This window comes from Streptomyces sp. NPDC033177 (assembly GCF_055577715.1).
The window spans coordinates 491,374-506,734 of sequence record NZ_JBVIPS010000001.1 but is presented as its reverse complement, the minus strand read 5'-3'; the positions used below and the strand labels follow the sequence as shown (position 1 = coordinate 506,734).

Sequence of the window (15,361 nt, the reverse complement as noted above, 5' to 3'; positions counted from 1 at the left end):
TGGAGCGGCCGAGAGTACAACACGTCGGGTCCTGGACGTGAGCGATCACGGGGTGATCCGCGTCACGAAGCGCCGAAGGTGTAGCTAACCCCCCTTCCGGGCGGTGCTGTCCCCCTCCCGAGACGGGTGAAGGCGCCATGGTTGTCCCAGGTCACGGGCTCATACGTTGTGTCACGTCAGCCCGATCCAGTCAGAGACCGGAGACCTCAATGTCCCAGGCCGCCGCAGCAGTCGCGGAACGTTCCCCAGGCACCACCACGAGGCAGCCCGCCGGGAGCGATTTCGCGCCTCTCCTGCGCACCGTCAAGGAGCAGGGGCTCCTGGGCCGCCGCACCGGCTGGTACGCCCGCACCATCGCGATCAACGCCATGGCCCTGGCCGCCGTGGCGACGGGAATGTTCTTCCTCGGCGGCTCCTGGTGGGTGCTGCTCCTCGCGCCCGTCCTTGCCGCACTGTGTGCCCGTACGGCGTTCATAGGCCATGACGCCGGGCACTCCCAGATCACCGGCGACCGCGGTGTGAGCCGCGCCATCGGGCTCATCCACGGAAACCTCCTCCTCGGTATGAGCTCGGCCTGGTGGAACGACAAGCACAATCGCCATCACGCCAACCCCAACCACATCGAGAAGGACCCCGACGTCGCCGCGGACGTCCTCGTCTGGACGAGCAAGCAGGCCAAGGTCCGTGTGGGCTTCCGGCGCTGGCTCACCCGCAACCAGGCCTGGCTCTTCTTCCCGCTGACGCTGCTCCAGGGCATTGCCATGAAGATCTACGGCTTCCAGGACCTGCGCCGCCAGGCCCCGCGCGAACGGCTGCTCGAAGGCTTTCTCCTGGTGGCCCACCTCATCGGCTACGTGACGCTGCTGCTCGTCACCATGCCGGTGGGGCACGCCCTCGCCTTCGCCGCCATCCACCAAGCGCTCTTCGGCCTGCACCTCGGCCTGGCCTTCGCGCCCAACCACAAGGGCATGGAGATGCCCGACCCCGACGGGGAGCGCTGGGGCCACCTCAGCCGCCAGGTCCTCACCTCGCGCAACATCCGAGGCAGCGCGCTGACCGACTGGTTCCTGGGCGGACTCAACTACCAGATCGAGCACCATCTGTTCCCGAGCATGCCCCGACCCAGCCTGCGGCGCGCCCAGCCCCTGGTCCGCGCCCACTGCGCCGAACTGGGCATGCCGTACACAGAGGCCGGATTCATCGACTCCTACCGACAGGTACTGCGTCACATGTACGAGGTCGGCGAGCCGCTGCGGGTCGAGTAGGCACGCACCCGCGATGCGGCTCAGGGTTACGTCAGGGTCGCTCCTCAGGGGTCTATCAGGGGAGCAATCCGGAACCGTGGGCAGCAAGAACCCGTTTCTCAAGACAGAGAGCGGCAGCAGCCGCGAAGGAGGCGACACATGTCGAAGAACGCGAAGATCGCCGCAGGAGGCGTGGCGGCCGGACTCATCCTGTTGATCTGGCTGCCCTGGTGGGTTGCCTTCCTGATCGTGCTCGGAGTCCCGGCCGCGGCTTATCTGACCCTCGACCCCGGACAGCGGCGCAGGCTGCGCCGCGTCTCACGCAAGGAAATCGGGCACTGATCCGGCGCCCCGCAGCGGTCAGCACACCGGTGAGAAGTCGCCCGACGAACAGCGGCTGACGGCTTCTCCGCTCGCGGTCCCGCCCAGTGCGGCACCGCGAGCGGAAAACCCGTTGCGTCCCGGCAGTTGCGCGATGACCATGGCGTACATGACTTTCCGAAAGGGGGCCCAGCGATCCCACGGTGATCGCTGATGGCCGCACACGAGGCGTCGCAGACGCCGTCCCTCCCGCCGCAGCCCACTCCCGCGCCGCTGACGTCGGCCTGGCTCACGGCCCACTTCGACCCACTGCCCTTCCCGGTCCGCATGAGCGCCCTCGCCCGTTACGCCCGGGTGCTCACCGAAGACGCGTACGGCACACTCCGCGCGGCCCTCGCCGTCGGCACCCCTGACGAACGGCACACCGCCCTCTTCCTGGCCGTGGCCCGGCGCGACCTCACCACCATCGCCGAAGCCCTCGCCGATCCGTTCCTGCGCCGCCGCGCGCTCGCGGCGGCCATCCGGCTTCCCGTGCCCGAAACGGCCCTGGAAAAGCTCGCGTTGAGTGACGTCGCGGCAGTACGCCGCGAGACCTACCAAGTCCTGCGCCTGAGCCGGCGGCGCACCCTCGCCGCACGCCTGCTGCCGCAGGTCCACGAACGGTTCGGCGCACGGGACGCCGCCCACCTGCTGGCCGCCTGCCCGGCCGAGACGGTCGGAGCATGGCTGGCCCGCCTCGATCCACCCGTCGGCGTCCTTGGCGCCCTGACCCGCACCGCACCACTTGCTGTGGCACAACTGCTGGTCACCCGCAGCGAGAGCCGCGCCAACCGCGACCGCCATCGCTTCGTGAGCCGCAACCAAGCGATCGCGAGCGTGGCCGCGCAACGCGACCCGGAGGCCGGACTCCTGGTCCTGGCACAGGCCCCCGATCTCCTGACCCCACGAGCGGCCCGAACGCTGCTGCATCGCCCCTCCAGAGTCCTTGAGATCCTGCGCGCCGCCCCGCCCGACCAGGACGGCTCTGCCCGCGAACTGCGGATCTCCGCCGGAGCACTGCCGCCCGCCACCCGACGGGCGCTGCACGCACTCCCACCCTCGGATCTGCTGGAACTCGCCCGTCGCTGCCCCGTGACGCAGCCACGACATCGAGGGCCGGGACGTCACGCCACCGACCCCGACGGCCTGGTGGCCATGCTGCCCGCACCGGAACGCCGCCGCCTCGTCGAGGAACGCACCGCCCGTCCCCGTTCGATGCGGAGCCTGCCCCTGGCCACGCTCACGGCCCTCGAGCCCGCCGACAGGGCGGAGCTCGTCATGCCCTGGGTGGAGCGCTTCTCGCGTAGCGAGTGGACGTCGAGCCGCCTCGCCGTCGCCCTTCCGCTGGCCCTGGGAGAACCGGTGCTGCGCGACATGGCCGGACGACACCGCGTACACCAGCGCCAGATGGCCTGGCCCGCGCTGCTCGCCTGCGCGGAACTCGAAGGCCACCCGGGCCAGTTCGCGCGGATCGCGGAAGACTGCGAGCGGGCCTGGCACGACCAGGAAGAGGTACGCAGGGCCGCCCTCCAGCAGCTCGCGGGGGCGCCCCCACGTCTGCTCGCGGCGCTGCCCGACCGGGTCCTGCGTGACGCGGCACTGACCACCGTCCAGTCCCGCGACTCGACCAGCCACACCCTCACCGCGGCGGAACAACTGCTCCGCCGCGCCGCCGAGAGCGCCGCTGCGACCGGCAGGTTCCACCGCGCGGCCTACGCGGGGGAACTGCTCTGCCACGTCGTGTCCGACCCGCGCTCCCGCAAGACCGTCGCGCCGCTGCGCCTCAGTGAGGAAGCGGCGCGTGCCGTCTGGTCCTCCGCATCGCAGCGGACACTCGCACCTCCCGGCCTCCGCACCGCCCTGGCGGAGCTCCTCGAGCCGCACCTCACCGCACTGCCCGAACTCGACGCTCTGGTGCGCACCATGGCGCTGGAGGGCGACGACCCGGACCTGGCCGCCCGCGCGGCGGCCGCCTGGGTGGGCCCGGCGAAGCTGCGGGAGCGGCGCAGTGCCGAACTGATCGGCCATGACGCATCGTTCGCGTCGGTGCCGGTCATCCTGCGCACGGTCGTCACCCGGCGCACCGACCTGCTGGACCCGGTGCTGCTCGCCGCTCAGGACGGGCTCACGGGCCGCGTGCGTCCCCGCGCCGTCGCCTGGGCCGCGGTCCTGCACGCAGGCGTCACCGGTCGCTGGCTGCCGGCGCAACGCCGGGCGTGGGACGAGCACCACGCGCGCGTGGCCGCCGACGAGCTGGCTCCCCTGCGCACCCGTGCCGACGCGGCGGCCCAGGTGCGCGAAGCCGCGCTGCTGACCGAACTCGCAGAGTCAGCGCCGCAACCCGTAGCCGCGGCGGCACTCGGCGCGCTGGGCGAGACCCTTGAGGCGTACGACGGCGTACGACCTGCCACCGAGCCCCTGCTGGGCACCCTGCTGCGGCACGCCGCGACGGGCGGTGCCCGGGGGCGGGCCGCCATGGCATCCGTACGCCGTCTCCTGGCGGAGGTGCCGGACCCGGAGGCGGCCGCCCTGCTCGGCCCCGTGGCCTGCGCGGCTGACGCCCCCGTCGGTTCCCGCAAGGAAGCCGTCCGCGCCCTCGGCGCGCTCACCGGGGACGCGGCGTTCGACGCTCTGGTGGCGGCCTGGGACGCGCCGCGGCAACACCGTGACGTGCGCGCCGTAGTGGCCCGTCGTCTCCTAGCCGCGATCGACCGACCCGCCATCGCGGACCGCCTGGCCCGGGTGGCGGATCAACCCGCCGTACGGGAAGCGGTGATCCACGCGCGCGTGGGGCTCGTGAACGAATCCGCCGGGGAGGCCTACGCGGACTTTCTGGCCCGCTTGGTGAGGGACGGCGACGAAGAGACCGTGGTCGCCGCGTGCCGCGCCCTGCCCGCCTGGTTCACACCCCGGTCGGCCGGCGCCATGCGGGCCGTCGCCGACGTAGCCACGGATCCGGGGCGGAGCCGACGGGAGTGGGACGCGGCAGCACAGCAGTTGGCCTGGTTTCCTCCGGGGCCGGTCGGAGGGCCCATCCTGACGAGCGTCATCCGGCGGCTTCAGGAGCTTGCCGCCGCGCCGGACCTGAAGGCGCGCGCTGACGCGCTCCGCCGGCTCTCCGGCGTCGCAGAGGCCGTGCGCGTCCGGCGAGGCTCTGCCGGGACGCTCCTCGTCGCCGACGCCTTGGCTCTGTCCCTGCACGCCGTGGGTCTGTACCCCGATGCGGCAGCCCTGACCTGGGATACGTCGCTGGCCGCCGTGGGCCATGGCCGACATAGCGCGGCGCGCTGGGAGCGGCTGCTGGAACTGGTGGAGGAACGCCCCGAACGGCTGCCGCTGGCGAGCGCATTGCATCTCGACGTCCCGACACCACGCGCGCGTGCGGCCCTGCTCGCGGCCGCCCGTCTGCTGCGCGAGCGGGGGACCCCGGTGGCCGGGGTGATGGCCCTCGCGCTGGTGCGGGCCGGTGGCCGGGCGACGTCGTGGGACGAGACCTGGCGCGCCGAACTGGTGGCGCTGCGCGAACACGCGGACCACGACACTGCGATGGGCGCGTTCGTCCTCGCCTCCGAACGGAACCGCTGAGAAGTCGCGCTGCCCGAAAAGACGCGGCGATCAGAGGGGCGGGCCGATCAGGTGGGGCGTACGGCCATCTTGTCGAGCGCGTCGAGGAGCGAGGGGAGTTCGGGGCCGCGGCCCACCGGCAGCACCTCGCCCGGCTCCTCGTCGAGGAGCACGAACGCGATGTCGTCGGTCCTGGCGACCATCGACCAGCCAGGACCGTCGGCACGAAGGATGCGTGCCTCGCCGGAGGCGAACGAGGAGCGCACGCGGCCCAGAGGCGGCGGGCTGCTCACATACGCGCGTGCTTCGGCCAACACGCGACGCACGCCGGTGAGGGGCGCCTGAGCGGCATCAGACTCGACAGCGGCGTCCGTAACGGCCGCGGAGGCTTCGCCGCTCCCGGGGTCGGCGCCGCCCTCCTGCGTAGCGTCGCCATCGGCGCTGCCGGTCGAGAAGTCGGCGTCGTCGATCTGCTCGCGCCACGCCGCCCACTGGAGCGCGATTTCGTCGGCGCCCAGCCGGCGCTGAGCGGGACCCCAGGTGTCGGACTGCGGAGGTGAGAGCGGCTTCTGGTCCGCTTCCTCGGGCTCGGGATCGTGCGGAGCAGGCACGTTGGGCGCCGCGACGGCGACAGCCAGCGGCCAGCCGGGCAGTGCCGCGACCACCGTACGCTCGTCGGGCGACAGGTCGTACTCCATGCCGCAGTCCCAGGAAGCGATGGCGACGGCCACGAGTGACACGTCGTCGACGACGACGGTCCACCGGGCGCCCGCACCATCCTGGCCGAGCACCAGGCCGTACCCGGTGGCGAGTGGTGCGAGCCCCAGGGCCGCGCACGCCTCCGGGTAGTCGTCGCCGAGCACACTCGGGAACTTCGCGGGTGTCAGCAGCACCGCGGTCAGCACGTACAGCGCGTCGTCCTCGGCGGCGACAGCGTCGTCCGTTCCGGCCATGCCAGCCTCCCCATCGCTTCATCTGTCGGCGCACCCTAACCACAGGCCGGGTTGATCGTCGAGGGGCGCGTGACCAGGAAGGGTGCTCGCAGGCGCCGTGAAACTCGCTCGTGGGGGCCCGCGCCGGTCGCCTAGGGTGCGTGTCATGCCTGGAGCCAGTGCGCACTACGTCTGTCTGGCGTGCCGCGTTTCTTTCAAGAAACCGGCCGACTACGGCCGCGTGCGTGCCGACGTATGCCCGCAATGCGAAGGCCAGTTGCTCAACGCGGGATCGGCGCTCGCGGCGCCGAAGCGCCGCGACAAATCGGCCTGGCGCGCCTTGAGCGTGGTCCTGCTGTCCGGACTCCGCTTCCGGCAGGGCTGCTGCGGCGACGGCCCCGGCTATCGCCCTCGCACCCCGCGCGAGGTCCGAGAGCGCCTCGCGCACGCGGCCGAGACAGGCACCCCCCTCCATGAGGCACTGGCCTGCCCCGATCCCACGCACACGGATGTCAGGCGGCAGGCAGGCCGAGGAGAGTACGCGCCACGACCGCCGGCGACTCGTCGCGCTCCCGGGCGAGGGCGATGACCGCCCGGCAGGCGAGTTCGCTGACCCCGAAGGACAGGGCCTCCGGTGACACCCAGCCCGCGGCTTCGTCCGCGCGGTCCTGATCGTCGTCGGCGGACGCGGCCACGTATACGGCAGCCGCCTCGAAGAGGTTGTGCGGGCGGCGCCGCTCCTCCTTGCCGCGCACACCTTCGTCCGTGCGCCACCAATTGCGGAGCTTGTCGAACATGTGGGCCGCCTTCCCCCGGTTGTGGTTGTCGCTGATGATCAATCATCTGCGTTACTCCAACGTAGAGTTGGAGCTCCGACGACAGAAGGGGGGCCGTGCGGTGAAGCGCTATGACCGGCTCAAGGAGATTCGGCGTCTCGATCCGGAGAAAGACGCCCTGACGATCTACCGGCTCACCGCGACGTACGAGTTCCCTTGGGACTACACCCGCGCTCTCGAGCTCGCGCTGTACCGCACCTATGCCGTGCCCAGCATCGGCCGCCTCCTCGCCGAGACCGCGGAACTGACGGACCGTACGCAGAAGCGGTACGACGACACGGCGCTGCTCCTGGACACCGTCATGGAGCACGGCTTCGGCACGGACGAGGGCCGCACCGCTCTCCGTCGCATCAACCAGATGCACCGTAGCTACGACATAAGCAATGAAGACATGCGCTACGTGCTGTGCACGTTCGTGGTGATGCCCAAGCGCTGGATCGACGCCTACGGCTGGCGCAAGCTCTCGCGCCACGAGACGACCGCGGCTGCCGTCTACTACCGCACCTTGGGGCGGCACATGGGGATCCAGGACATCCCGGACTCCTACGAAGCCTTCGAGAAGTGTCTGGATGCCTACGAAGAGGCGCACTTCGCGTGGGACGAGGGCGCACGCAAGGTCTCCGACGCGACCCTCGACCTCATGGCCTCCTGGTACCCGCGCCCTCTGGCGCCCTTGTTGCGCGCCTCGACCGTCGCCCTGCTCGACGAGCCCCTCCTGCGCGCCTTCCGCTACGAACCGCCGAGCTCCGCCGCCCGCTCGCTGGTCAGGCGCGCGGTGCGATTGCGCGGCCGGGCCGTGCGCCTGATGCCGCCCCGCACCGCACCGCATTACGCCCGGCAGAACTGGGAGATCAAGGGTTACCCGCAGGGGTACCGGGTCGGTGAGCTCGGCACTTTCCCCGTACCCGGCGTCCGAGGCTGTCCGGTGCCGCACAGCGGCGGGTCGGAGGCCACCTCAGCGCAGTGAGCCCAACGTCGTGCGCAGCCATGCGAGTTCGGCACGGCTCGTCGCGCGGGCGATGGTGAGGATCCCGCGTCGGAACGGATCGTCCAGATCCTCGGCGCGCAGCGGGAGCTCGCCGTCGTAGAAGAAGCTGGCCGGCTCCTCGAGGAAGGCCAGGCGGCGCTCGAGGACCGCCGCCTGCGCCGCCTTGTCGTCGACGTGGCGAAGAAAGGCGAGGACCGTGAACCACCGGTTTTCGTCGGTGATGTCGGTCTGCTGCGGCTGCGTGAGCCTGCGGTGCAGCTCGCTCCTGCCTTCCGCGGTGAGGTCCAGGACATGGCGGGGGGCCGCCACGGAGCCGGGCTGCGTCTCGCGGGCCAGCAGTCCCGCCTTCTCCAGCCGTTTGATGGCGGGGTACAGCGTGCTCTCCGCGACCGGTCGCACGTGCCCGGTCAGGGCGGTGATGCGCTTGCGCAGCTCATAGCCGTGCAGGGGCGCTTCGTAGAGGAATCCGAGGATGGCCAGTTCGAGCATGCCGTGCATTCTGCCGCACCATCGTTGTACCTCCTATGCGTAATACATCGGTAGCGATGTATTGTCCTCCCGGAGTAGGAGTGGACGAGCCAGGGAGTGGCGATGCGACAGGCACGGTTCGACGCGCAGGGCAGCTGTGTCCGCTGGACGGAGAGCGAGGGATCTGACCCGGCCCGGGTGTTCGTGCACGGGCTCGGCGCGGCGTCGTCGGTCTACCACGCTCACATCGCGGCCAGAGCCGAGCTGAGCGGACGCCGGTCACTCTTCGTGGATCTGCCGGGCCATGGCATCAGCGACCGCCCGGCGGATTTCGGGTACTCCCTGGAGGATCACGCGGACGCCTTGGCCGCGGTGCTGGACGCGGCCGAGGTGACCGGTGCGGAGATCGTCGCGCACAGCATGGGCGGCTCCGTCGCCATCGTGCGCGCGCACCGACGCGACGACCTGGTGTCCCGGCTGGTGCTCACCGAGGCGAACCTCGACCCCAATCCGGCCGTGACGGCGGGCAGCAGCAGCATCGCGGCGTACGAGGAGGAGGATTACGTCGCCTACGGCCACGCGCGCGTGCTCGACAAGTCCGGCCCCCTGTGGGCAGCGACCATGAGGCTGGCCGACCCCCTCGCCCTGCACCGCAGTGCGAGGGGCCTGGTGAGGGGAACGCAGCCGACGATGCGCGCGATGCTCACGGAACTGCCCGTCGAGCGTGTCTTCTTGCAGGGCGCGCGGAGCGGGGAGCTCCCGGGGGCCAAGGAGCTGATGGTTTCCGGGGTGACGGTCGTGACCGTGCCGAATGCGGGGCACAACGTCATGTTCGACAACCCGGAGGTCTTCGCATCGGCCGTCGCCGGACTCCGGTGATACTCCGGCGCTTCGGTCCTAGTCCTCTCGTACGGCCAGGGCGAGAAACCGCGCGTCCTCGTCGACGTAGGAGGTCATCCGCCACCCGGCACCGGCGAGCAACGGGCGGAGGTTCGACTCGGCACGCAGATCGTCCTGCGTGATCTGGCGGCCCTGCCGCGCCGCGAGCGCCGCCCGGCCGATGGGATGGAAAAGGGCGAGGACCCCTCCGGGACGCACGACACGCCTCAACTCCCGCAGGTTCTCGGCCGGATCGGCAAAATGAGAGATCAAGCCCGCGCCGAACACGGCATCGAGCGACGCGTCGCGCACCGGGAGCCGGGACACGTCCGCGAGCAGGAGTTGCCCTTCGCGGTCCCTGCCCGCCCGCGTTGCGGCCTCCAGCATGGCGGGAGTCAGATCGGCCCCGAGCACGACTCCGGAGGGCCCCACGGCCTCCCTGAGGGCGGGCAGGGCGCGTCCGGTGCCGCACCCGGCGTCGAGGACACGGCCGCCGGGGCGCAGGCCGAGCTCGGTCGCGGCGGCCCGATAGGCGGGGCCGTCGTCGGGGAAGCGGCTGTCCCAGTCGGCCGCTCGGGCGGAGAAGAAGTCACGGACACGCGTGTGGTCATCGCTCATGTGGCCATGATTGCTCAACGACCGGCATGCGCGTCGGGGGCACATGTTCGAGCGTCACGCGATCGTTCAGGACCCTCTCTCAGTCATATTCCAACACCTTTCGAACTGCGCCCCCGTTGTGCGCCCCTGTTCGGACTAGCGTCCCGGAGCCATGGGACACCTGGACCACGCCACCTTCGGCTGGCTGACCCCCGTGCTGTCGTACGCGATGGCCTGTATCGGCGCCGCTCTCGGGCTGCGCTGCACCGTCCGTGCGCTCGGTGCCACGGGTACTTCGCGCCGCAACTGGCTCATCACCGCGGCCTCCGCCATCGGCGCGGGCATCTGGACGATGCACTTCGTGGCCATGCTCGGCTTCGGCGTCACCGGCACGCAGATCCACTACCACGTGCCCCTGACCATCCTCAGCCTCGTCGTGGCGATGGTCGTCGTCGGTGTCGGGGTCTTCGCCGTCGGCTACGGCCGTAACCGGGGACGCGCGCTCGCGATCGGCGGGCTCACCACCGGGCTCGGTGTGGCGTCCATGCACTACCTGGGCATGGCCGCGCTGCGGTTGCACGGCAACGTGCGCTACGACCCTGTGCTGGTCGGACTCTCCGTGGTCATCGCCGTCGTCGCCGCGACCGCGGCCCTGTGGGCGGCGCTCAACATCAAGTCACCTCTCGCCGTCGCCGTGGCGTCACTTGTCATGGGCGGCGCGGTGAGCAGCATGCACTACACCGGCATGTGGGCCGTGAGCGTGCGGGTCACCGAATCCGGTGCCGCACTGGCGGGTGCGACGACCATGCACTTCATCTTCCCCCTGGCGGTCGGCCTCGGGTCCTATCTCTTCCTGACCTCGGCGTTCGTCGCGCTCTCCCCGACCTCAGGGGAGCGCGAGGCCTCCGTGGCGGCCCAGCGGCCGGTGGAGGGTGCCGCCGGATAGCGGCGCATCCGGGCCGGTCACGGACGGGCGGACACACCCCGAAATCTCTCCGAGCGAGGAGGCCATGCCTACACCCCGCAGGACCCCTGACCCGGCTGACGGCACAGTGCCGCCGTCGACCGGCGCCCCGGCACGCGGTCGACGTGCGCACGCAGGGCCGCCCGCCGACGAACGGCCCGACTCGGAAGTCCCCTTGGAGTCCGGTCCGGCGACGGTCCCGGCGTCGCGTGACCGTTCGTGGTGGCCACGCCCTCGCACCGTACGAGCCAAGATCGTCTGCCTGCTGATGGTGCCGGTCGTCTCCCTGATCGGACTGTGGGGGTACGCCACGGTCAGCACGGCTCAAGACGTGGCGCACCTGCGGCAGTTGCAGCGCGTCGACACAGAGGTGCGCGGTCCTGTCGACGCGGCCATCACCGCACTGCAGGCGGAGCGCGCGGCAGCGGTGCGCTACGCGACCCGGCCCGCACCCGACGGCGGCAGCGAACTCGACAGGCGGGCGGAGCGCACGGACCGTGCCATTGGGAAGCTGCGCCGCGGTGGGGGCCGGACGGTCGCCGACGGCGCCGGTCTGCCCACCGGCGTGGCGACCAGGCTCGCATCCTTCGTCACCGCCGCCGATGACCTGAACGCCTTGCGGGCCGATGTGATCGACGGGCGCACGGGCTGGGACGCGACCTACGGTCAGTACACGAAGACCATCTCGGCCGCCTTCGGGGTGGGCGGCGCACTCACCGGCGTCCAGGACGCCGAACTCGGCTCCGACGCGCGCGTGCTGCTCGAATTCGCCCGGGCCGCCGAGATGCTGGCCCGCGAGGACGTCGTCCTGTCCAGCGCCCGGCTCGACGGCTCCCTCGACGGAGAGCGACTGCGGCAGTTCACCGGAGCCGTCGACACCCGGCGCACCCTGACCGAGGCAGCGGTCGTGGATCTGCGCGGGTCCGAACGAGCAGCCTGGCAGGACCTCGCGGAGGGGAGCGCGTACGCCGACGTGCGGGCCGTCGAGGACAAGGTGCTCCTCGCACCACCGGGCCGCAAAGCCGCCGACGCGGCATCGGCCGCCAAGTGGGACAACTCCCACGCGGTGGTACGCGACGAGCTGCGCGCGATCGACGCGGGCGCCAACCGCGACGCCGCGGGCCGGGCCGACCCCCTGACCCGCGGGCTGCTCACCCCGGCAGGTGCCGCCGTGCTGCTCGGGCTCGTGGCCGTCGCCACCTCACTGGTCATCTCCGTACGCATCGGGCGTGGCCTGGTCGTCGAGCTGGTGAGCCTGCGCAACGGCGCCCTGGAGATCGCCCGCCACAAACTCCCGCACGCCATGCGGAGGCTGCGCGCCGGCGAGGAGATCGACATTCACGCCGAAGCACCCCCGGGACCGCCCGCCGAGGATGAGACGGGACAGGTCTACGAAGCGCTCGGCACGGTGCACCGGGCGGCCCTGCACGCCGCCATCGAGCGCGCCGAACTCGCCAGCGGCATCTCGGGCGTCTTCGTCAACCTCGCCCGCAGGAGCCAGGTTCTCGTCCACCGCCAGCTCAGCCTCCTCGACGGCATGGAGCGCAGGGCGGACGACCCGAACGAACTCAGCGACCTCTTCCGGCTCGACCACCTCACCACCCGTATGAGGCGACATGCCGAGAGCCTGATCATCCTCTCCGGGGCCGCGCCGGGGCGCGCCTGGCGCCTGCCCGTGTCCTTGACGAACGTGGTCCGAGCGGCCGTCTCCGAAGTCGAGGACTACGCGCGCGTGGAGGTACGACAGCTGCCCGCCGCTGCGGTCCTCGGGACGGCCGTCGCCGACCTCACCCATCTCCTGGCCGAACTCGTCGAGAACGCCGCTCAGTTCTCGCCGCCCCACACCAAGGTGCGCGTCAACGGCGAACCGGTCGGCAACGGCTACGCCCTGGAGATCGAGGACCGTGGTCTGGGCATGGGCGCGGAGGCCCTGGCAGAGGCCAACCGCCGCATCGAGCAGTCCGAAGCGCTCGATCTCTTCGACAGCGACCAACTGGGGCTCTTCGTCGTCAGCAGGCTCGCCGCGCGACACGGGATCAAAGTGCACCTGCGCACGTCACCGTACGGCGGCACCACCGCGGTCGTTCTCCTGCCCACCGCACTATTGCAGAGCACCACGCCGGAGAGTCCCGGAGACCACACCATGGAACGTGACCGCGAACTGAACGCGCACGCACGCGTGCCCGACGCCGCCCCGCTGAACGGCAACTCCGTGCCGGCCCCGGCCGCCCGCCCCGCCCTGGCCCCCTCGACGCAATCTTCGACGGCGACACCCCCGGGCGTGACGGCCCTGCGCCCCCACAAGCCGCCGGCAACGGAACCCGAGGCAGCCCCGGAGCCTTCGGACGATCTCCCGCGCCGGGTACGCCAGGCCAGCCTGGCCCCCCAGTTGCGCGAACGCCCGCGCGACGTGGCCGCCGGATCCGTGAGCGTCCGCGAGGACACCGAACGCAGCCCCGAAGACGTACGGGACCGCATGTCCGCCTACCGCGACGGCTGGGCCCGCGGCGGCGGCCGCAGGCCCGGCATCGTCGGCGCGGTCCCCGACATGCCAGGGCCCGCCCCGGCCAGTGACAGCACCGAAGGAGATCACAGATGATCCAGGATCAGAGCATCACCGCCGGCAGGACCGGCGAACTCGACTGGCTGCTCGATGACTTGGTGCTGCGCGTCGGAGAGGTACGGCACGCCGTGGTGCTCTCCAACGACGGACTCGCCGTCGGCGCCTCGACCGCCCTCACCCGCGAGGACGCCGAACACCTCGCCGCCGTCGCCTCCGGGTTCCACAGCCTCGCCAAAGGCGCGGGCCGGCACTTCGGAGCCGGGGGAGTGCGTCAGACCATGGTGGAGATGGACGACGGCTTCCTCTTCGTGGCAGCGGCGGGCGACGGCTCGTGCCTCGCCGTACTCAGCTCCGTGACCGCCGACATCGGCCTCGTCGCCTACGAGATGGCGCGCCTGGTCAAACGCGTCGGCGAGCATCTGCACACCCCTCCGCGCTTCGCGGCGCAGCCGCCGGCCGTCGGATGACACAGGGCGGCCGACGCGGATGACCGAGGACAAGAGCGCCGCCCCGCGCGACGCGGGCAGCCAGTGGTACGACAACGAGGCCGGACCACTTGTCCGTCCCTACGCGATGACCGGCGGGCGGACCCAACCGGGCCCCAGCGGAGTGCGCTTCGACCTGATCGCACTCGTCGCCCTGGACGCGAACGCTCCGAGCCCCGGGGACGACACCGCGCTCGGCCCGGAACACCGGTCGCTCATCGAACTGTGCCGCACCGAGACCCAGTCGGTGGCCGAACTGGCGGCCGACGCCGATCTGCCCGTGGGCGTGGTCAGGGTGCTGCTCGGCGACCTGCTGGAAATGGGCTGCGTGAAGGTGAACCGACCCGTGCCACCCGCACAGCTACCCGACGAGAAGATCCTGCGAGAGGTGATCGATGGGCTCCGAGCACTCTGACGCCGACGGCGGCGACACGACCGCCATGGCGTTGAAGATTCTGGTCGCGGGCGGCTTCGGGGTGGGCAAGACCACCCTGGTCGGCGCGGTCAGCGAGATCCGCCCGCTGCGCACCGAGGAACTCCTCAGCGAGGCGGGCCAGTCGGTGGACGACACCGGCGGAGTCGACCGCAAGACCACGACGACCGTCGCCATGGACTTCGGCCGCATCACCATCAGGTCCGGCCTGTCGCTGTACCTCTTCGGTACGCCGGGGCAGGACCGTTTCTGGTTCCTGTGGGACGAGTTGTCCCAGGGCGCGCTCGGAGCCGTCGTCCTCGCGGACACCCGGCGGCTCGAGGACTGCTTCCCCGCCGTCGACTACTTCGAGCACCGGCACATCCCGTTCGTGGTGGCCGTCAACTGCTTCGCGGCCGCGCGTACGTACGGTGCGCACGAAGTGTCACGGGCCCTGGACCTCGACCGCGGCACCCCCGTGGTGCTGTGCGACGCACGGGACCGCGATTCGGGGAAGGAGGTGCTGATACGCCTGGTCGAGTACGCCGGGCGGATGCATACCGCCCGGCTGCTCGACACGGTGGGCTGAGGTCGGGCGCCGAGAGGACGTCAGTCGGCGACCGCGCCCTGCGCGATCACCTTGTCGATCTTGACGCGCACGAGCAGCTCACCGAGCACGCCATTGCGCTCGCCGAACTCCTCGGCGCGCCCCTCGCCCATGTAGCGGGCGCCGAGCCGGCCGGCCCAGTGCCGCACCTCGTCGGGATCGTCGCTCAGCCGCGCCTGTCCCTGCAGGATCACGAACGTGAAGGGAGGCTTGTCGTCGTCCACACAAACAGCGACACGCCCGTCTCGCGCCAGATTCCGCCCCTTGACGGTCTGTGCCCCGGTGTTGAACACCAACTCGTCCCCGTCCAACAAGAACCAGATCGGTGCGATATGGGGGCTGCCGTCCGCCCGGACCGTCGACAGCTTGCCGGTACGGGTGCCCTGCGATACGAAAGCCCGCCACTGGTCCTCGGTCATCTTCTGTGCCATGTCCTCATCATGCTTGCCGGAGGGCCGATGG

The 15,361-nt window shown here is 71.2% G+C and carries 15 protein-coding genes; 10 read left to right on the top strand and 5 right to left on the bottom strand.

Annotated features, from left to right (window positions below; all coding sequences use genetic code 11):
• Positions 1-209: 209 nt before the first annotated feature.
• From ACZ5U5_RS02285 to ACZ5U5_RS02275, 3 genes are all read left to right on the top strand, one after another.
• Positions 210-1,265, top strand: coding sequence for a fatty acid desaturase family protein (locus tag ACZ5U5_RS02285; protein WP_469015180.1), 1,056 nt, complete (start codon positions 210-212; stop codon positions 1,263-1,265).
• 138 nt (positions 1,266-1,403) lie between these two features.
• The gene (locus ACZ5U5_RS02280; protein WP_469015177.1) at positions 1,404-1,586 is read left to right on the top strand and encodes a hypothetical protein; all 183 of its coding nucleotides are present in this window, start codon (positions 1,404-1,406) and stop codon (positions 1,584-1,586) included.
• A 192-nt stretch (positions 1,587-1,778) separates the two neighbouring features.
• Positions 1,779-5,189 carry a hypothetical protein gene (locus ACZ5U5_RS02275; RefSeq protein WP_469015176.1) on the top strand — a complete coding sequence of 1,137 codons (3,411 nt, stop codon included), beginning with the start codon at positions 1,779-1,781 and terminating at the stop codon, positions 5,187-5,189.
• Between the two features lie 47 nt (positions 5,190-5,236).
• On the opposite strand, the gene ACZ5U5_RS02270 is transcribed toward ACZ5U5_RS02275, so the two are convergent.
• A complete protein-coding gene (locus tag ACZ5U5_RS02270) occupies positions 5,237-6,121 on the bottom strand; it encodes a hypothetical protein (protein ID WP_469015173.1) in 885 nt (294 codons plus the stop codon).
• A gap of 491 nt (positions 6,122-6,612) precedes the next feature.
• Positions 6,613-6,897 carry a hypothetical protein gene (locus ACZ5U5_RS02265; RefSeq protein ID WP_469015170.1) on the bottom strand — a complete coding sequence of 95 codons (285 nt, stop codon included), beginning with the start codon at positions 6,895-6,897 and terminating at the stop codon, positions 6,613-6,615.
• A gap of 100 nt (positions 6,898-6,997) precedes the next feature.
• Here ACZ5U5_RS02265 and ACZ5U5_RS02260 point away from each other — a divergent pair, with 100 nt between their 5' ends.
• The gene (locus tag ACZ5U5_RS02260; protein WP_469015167.1) at positions 6,998-7,903 is read left to right on the top strand and encodes an oxygenase MpaB family protein; all 906 of its coding nucleotides are present in this window, start codon (positions 6,998-7,000) and stop codon (positions 7,901-7,903) included.
• On the opposite strand, the gene ACZ5U5_RS02255 is transcribed toward ACZ5U5_RS02260, so the two are convergent.
• On the bottom strand, positions 7,892-8,413 hold the full coding sequence (locus ACZ5U5_RS02255; RefSeq protein ID WP_469015164.1) for a PadR family transcriptional regulator: 522 nt from the start codon (positions 8,411-8,413) through the stop codon (positions 7,892-7,894). The genes ACZ5U5_RS02260 and ACZ5U5_RS02255 overlap by 12 nt on opposite strands.
• A gap of 102 nt (positions 8,414-8,515) precedes the next feature.
• On the opposite strand from ACZ5U5_RS02255, the gene ACZ5U5_RS02250 reads away from it, so the two are divergent.
• Positions 8,516-9,271 carry an alpha/beta fold hydrolase gene (locus tag ACZ5U5_RS02250; protein ID WP_469015161.1) on the top strand — a complete coding sequence of 252 codons (756 nt, stop codon included), beginning with the start codon at positions 8,516-8,518 and terminating at the stop codon, positions 9,269-9,271.
• An 18-nt stretch (positions 9,272-9,289) separates the two neighbouring features.
• Here the strand turns inward: ACZ5U5_RS02250 and ACZ5U5_RS02245 are convergent, their stop codons facing one another.
• Entirely contained in the window at positions 9,290-9,889 is a 600-nt protein-coding gene (locus ACZ5U5_RS02245) for a class I SAM-dependent methyltransferase (protein WP_469015158.1), read from the bottom strand.
• Between the two features lie 151 nt (positions 9,890-10,040).
• On the opposite strand from ACZ5U5_RS02245, the gene ACZ5U5_RS02240 reads away from it, so the two are divergent.
• The 5 genes from ACZ5U5_RS02240 (at position 10,041) to ACZ5U5_RS02220 (ending at position 14,881) form a co-directional block, all read left to right on the top strand.
• Positions 10,041-10,814 carry an MHYT domain-containing protein gene (locus tag ACZ5U5_RS02240; protein ID WP_469015156.1) on the top strand — a complete coding sequence of 258 codons (774 nt, stop codon included), beginning with the start codon at positions 10,041-10,043 and terminating at the stop codon, positions 10,812-10,814.
• Positions 10,815-10,878: 64 nt separating this feature from the next.
• Complete coding sequence (locus ACZ5U5_RS02235) at positions 10,879-13,431, top strand: sensor histidine kinase (RefSeq protein ID WP_469015153.1); 2,553 nt, start codon at positions 10,879-10,881, stop codon at positions 13,429-13,431.
• Complete coding sequence (locus ACZ5U5_RS02230) at positions 13,428-13,862, top strand: roadblock/LC7 domain-containing protein (protein ID WP_363205960.1); 435 nt, start codon at positions 13,428-13,430, stop codon at positions 13,860-13,862. Before ACZ5U5_RS02235 ends, ACZ5U5_RS02230 begins: the two co-directional genes overlap by 4 nt.
• Before the next feature lie 19 nt (positions 13,863-13,881).
• The gene (locus ACZ5U5_RS02225) at positions 13,882-14,295 is read left to right on the top strand and encodes a DUF742 domain-containing protein (RefSeq protein ID WP_363205959.1); all 414 of its coding nucleotides are present in this window, start codon (positions 13,882-13,884) and stop codon (positions 14,293-14,295) included.
• Positions 14,276-14,881, top strand: coding sequence for a GTP-binding protein (locus ACZ5U5_RS02220; protein ID WP_363205958.1), 606 nt, complete (start codon positions 14,276-14,278; stop codon positions 14,879-14,881). Before ACZ5U5_RS02225 ends, ACZ5U5_RS02220 begins: the two co-directional genes overlap by 20 nt.
• Positions 14,882-14,901: 20 nt before the next feature.
• On the opposite strand, the gene ACZ5U5_RS02215 is transcribed toward ACZ5U5_RS02220, so the two are convergent.
• The gene (locus ACZ5U5_RS02215) at positions 14,902-15,330 is read right to left on the bottom strand and encodes a PPOX class F420-dependent oxidoreductase (RefSeq protein ID WP_469015150.1); all 429 of its coding nucleotides are present in this window, start codon (positions 15,328-15,330) and stop codon (positions 14,902-14,904) included.
• Positions 15,331-15,361: the final 31 nt, after the last annotated feature.